At 63.0% G+C, this 3,388-nt stretch carries 2 protein-coding genes and 1 tRNA gene; 1 reads left to right on the plus strand and 2 read right to left on the minus strand.

Annotated features, from left to right (window positions below; translation table 11 throughout):
- Window positions 1-374: 374 nt before the first annotated feature.
- A tRNA-Gln gene (locus ACXJ7R_RS27970) sits at window positions 375-448 on the minus strand.
- 175 nt (window positions 449-623) lie between these two features.
- Entirely contained in the window at window positions 624-1,556 is a 933-nt protein-coding gene (locus ACXJ7R_RS27975; protein ID WP_457154652.1) for a lysylphosphatidylglycerol synthase domain-containing protein, read from the minus strand.
- Between the two features lie 380 nt (window positions 1,557-1,936).
- Between ACXJ7R_RS27975 and ACXJ7R_RS27980 the strand changes: the two genes are divergently transcribed.
- Window positions 1,937-3,286: a Ppx/GppA phosphatase family protein gene (locus ACXJ7R_RS27980; protein ID WP_457154653.1), complete on the plus strand. Its 1,350-nt coding sequence runs from the start codon at window positions 1,937-1,939 to the stop codon at window positions 3,284-3,286.
- Window positions 3,287-3,388 lie beyond the last annotated feature (102 nt).

Raw genomic sequence — 3,388 nt, forward strand, 5'->3', positions numbered from 1 at the left:
TTGTTGTGGTGGTCGCAGACGAAAAACCCGCTGCCGAACGGGGAATGGCAGCGGGTTTATCTGAGCTAACCTTGGGGGAGGAGTTAGCTGGGTACCGGCATCGCATCTTGGGAGGAGTAGATGGCCGATAGCTGATAAAGTACCGGCTGCAGTACGTCGCCGCAATTGTGCGAAGGTCTTGCTGCCTAAACGAAGGTTTAGGTTTAGCCCCCACTTCGATGGGGTTTCATGCCGCCATGTTGCTATCCATGTTGCTATCGCGATTCCCGCAACCATTACCAATCGTTACAAATCAATGGCTTAGGTTGCTAACGCTACACGGGCCTAGCAACATGATTTTTGGRGCATTTGGCAGCTAAGTGTTTGAAATTGGTTGGCTGGGGAACCTGGATTCGAACCAGGACTAACGGAGTCAGAGTCCGTGGGTCTACCGTTAACCTATTCCCCAGCAAGCGCGGTCATGAACCGTGCGGGCCGAGCGGCCAAGCCGCTTGAGCGCTGCCTTGTAGCCGCCAGCGGAAAATAGTCAAGCCTGCTCGGCAGTTCAATCGCAACGTTTTGTCGGTCCGTTTTGTAAGTTGGTTCCACGCATTGCGTCGGGCGACGCCAAGTCCACCCGCGCCTCAGCTCTCGCTTCGGCTGAACTGCGACCGTTCGAAGAACAGCACGATGCCAAGGCCCAGAATCAGCGGGATGACCAGGTAGAACAGCCTGAACACCAGCAGTGCCGCCAGCACGCCGACCGGATCCATGTCGGACAGCCCCGCCAGGAACACCACTTCGAACACGCCGAGCCCACCCGGCGCATGCGAGATCTGCGCGATCGAGAACGAGACCAGGAAAACCCCGAGGACGACAAAATAGCCGGGGTTGTGGATCGATGGCAGGGCAAAGAAGATGATCGCAGCCGCCGCCAGCAGTTCGACCGGGCCGATCAGCAATTGCCGCGCGACGATCGGCAGCGCCGGGTAGTGCAACTGGAAGCTGGCGATCTTCAGTGGGCGCAGATGCAGCCAGCTGCCGAATATGTAGGCGGCGACGAGCAGCAGCATCACGATCCCCGCCGCTTCCGACAGGCCGTGATGGGCGATGCCTGAAAACCGGTCGAGAATCTCAGGCTCGAAGACCAATACGAGGCCGGAGGCTAGGATCGTCGACAGCACGAAGGTGATCCAGCAAATCGCCACCAGCACGCCGACATCCTGGCCGGTGAGCCCCCTGGTGCCATAGGCGCGGTAGCGGATGACGGCGCCGGAGAACACCGACCCGCCGATGTTGTGCGACAGCGCATAGGTGGTGAAGGAGCAGAGCGTGACGAACAGCCACGACACTTTCTTGCCGATATGCAAGAGCGCTATGTGGTCGTAGCCGGCGAGCGAGGCATAGGCGACGACCGAACACAGCGCCGCGAGAATCCAGCGGCGAGCTGGAATCGCCGATATCCCGTCCCAGACATCGTCCAGCGAGATGCCGCGCAGTTCGTGCCAGAGCAGGAGCAGCGAGAAAATCACCGCCGCAATGCCGACGACCGGCCAGAAATAGCGTCTCCAGTTCATTGCCTGATTGCCATGCGTTGCGGGTCCGCTTCCTTTGCTGTCGAGAGGCCGGTTGCGCCGGATTCCTACGCTCATTTCAGAAATGCCTCATTGAAGCCGGCTATTCAACCGCGAACGGTTTGCGTTGCGGCAGCCGGCAGGAATTGTCTGCGTCGAGGGGCGGCCCAACGGGACGCCAGCCGGCATTGCGCCTACCAATCGAGGCTTACGGGTACATTGCGTGGCACGGCCTCAATGGCGGTTCACGCGCCGAGCCGGCAAAATTGAGCGCGCGGCTCTTGGTGATCGGGCGCGGCACTGTTAGTCTGGCGGCAACTTAAAACACGTCAAAGCGCCTGCTGCGTCCGTCATCGGTTCGCGCGGCGCCGGAAGGAACGACAGTGGAAGACCGCGACACCGGCGCCGGCGCGCCGGAGGTGGGTGCGTCCAGCGCTTCCCCAGGGCCAGCAGGCTCATGGCGGCAAAGCCGCCCGACGGAGTCCCGCTCCGCCGACGGGCAGGCTGGCGACTCAACCCATAGCCAGAAGGGCAAGCCCAAGAAGCGGCGCAAGCGAAGGCGCGGGCGCAAGGTTTTTGCGCGCGACGAGGCGCACCCCATAGGAAATCGATCGCCTGTGCCCGGCAACGCCAGTTCGGCGGCGGAAGCAGCAAAACTGCCCAATTCGGCGGTCTTGCCCGCCGTTGCGCCAGCACGGCACGAACCGGGCGCCCACCGGTCGCCGCTGCAGGAGCTTCCGGTGTTTGCGGCTCTCGACCTCGGCACCAACAATTGCCGGCTGCTGGTTGCCGTGCCGACGCGGCATGGCCAGTTCCGCGTCATCGACGCCTTTTCACGCATCGTCAGGTTGGGCGAGGGGCTCACAGCCAACGGCCGGCTCGGCCAGCCGGCGATGGACCGCGCGGTCGAGGCGCTGAAGATCTGCGGCGACAAATTGCGCAACCGCAAGATCAGAAAAGCCCGGCTGATCGCCACCGAAGCCTGCCGCTCGGCTGAAAACGGCGTCGAATTCCTTGATCGCGTCGAGCGCGAGGCCGGCCTGAAGCTCGAGATCATCGATCGCCAGACCGAAGCGCGGCTGGCGGTTTCCGGCTGCGGTTCGCTGGTCGAGCGCGACACCCAAGGCGTCGTCCTGTTCGACATTGGCGGTGGTTCGTCCGAAATCGCGCTGATCGACCTCAGCGGCCGCCGTTCGCCGCGGCTCGCCCACCATATCGTGTCGTGGACGTCGCTGCCGGTCGGCGTCGTGTCGCTGGCCGAGCGTTTTGGCGGCCGCACGGTGACACGCGAGATCTTTGCCGCCATGGTCGACGACGTCGCCAACCGGTTGGCAAGCTTCGACGGTCGCGACCGGTTGAGCCATCTCAAGGCCAGCCCGAATTTCCATCTGCTTGGCACGTCGGGCACTGTGACGACTCTGGCCGGCGTCCACCTTGACCTCGAACGCTACGACCGCCGGCGCGTCGACGGGCTGTGGATGGACCGCGACAGCGTCGACCGCATGGTCGAAAAGCTGGTCGGCTGGGATTTCCAGCAGCGCTGCGCCAACCCTTGCATCGGGGCTGATCGCGCCGATCTGGTGCTCGCCGGCTGTGCTATCCTCGAGGCGATCCGCGCGGTATGGCCGTCGGAGCGGCTGCGCGTCGCCGACCGTGGCCTGCGCGAGGGCATATTGAGTGAGCTGATGGCCGACGACGGCGTCTGGCGCAACGATGGACGTGGCAGAGGATGATCCCGAAAAGTGGGACCCGGTTTTTGGAAGAGATCATGCTCAGGCAAGAAGGCGAGCGTGATCCCGAGAAGTGGCGACCGGTTTTCGGCAGAGACCATACTC

This window comes from Mesorhizobium sp. P5_C1, assembly GCF_054049815.1.

What these genes read in the sequence shown, in the direction of transcription:
- ACXJ7R_RS27975 (WP_457154652.1), bottom strand. Translation starts at nt 1,556, where the DNA reads ATGAACTGGAGACGCTATTTCTGGCCGGTCGTCGGCATTGCGGCGGTG.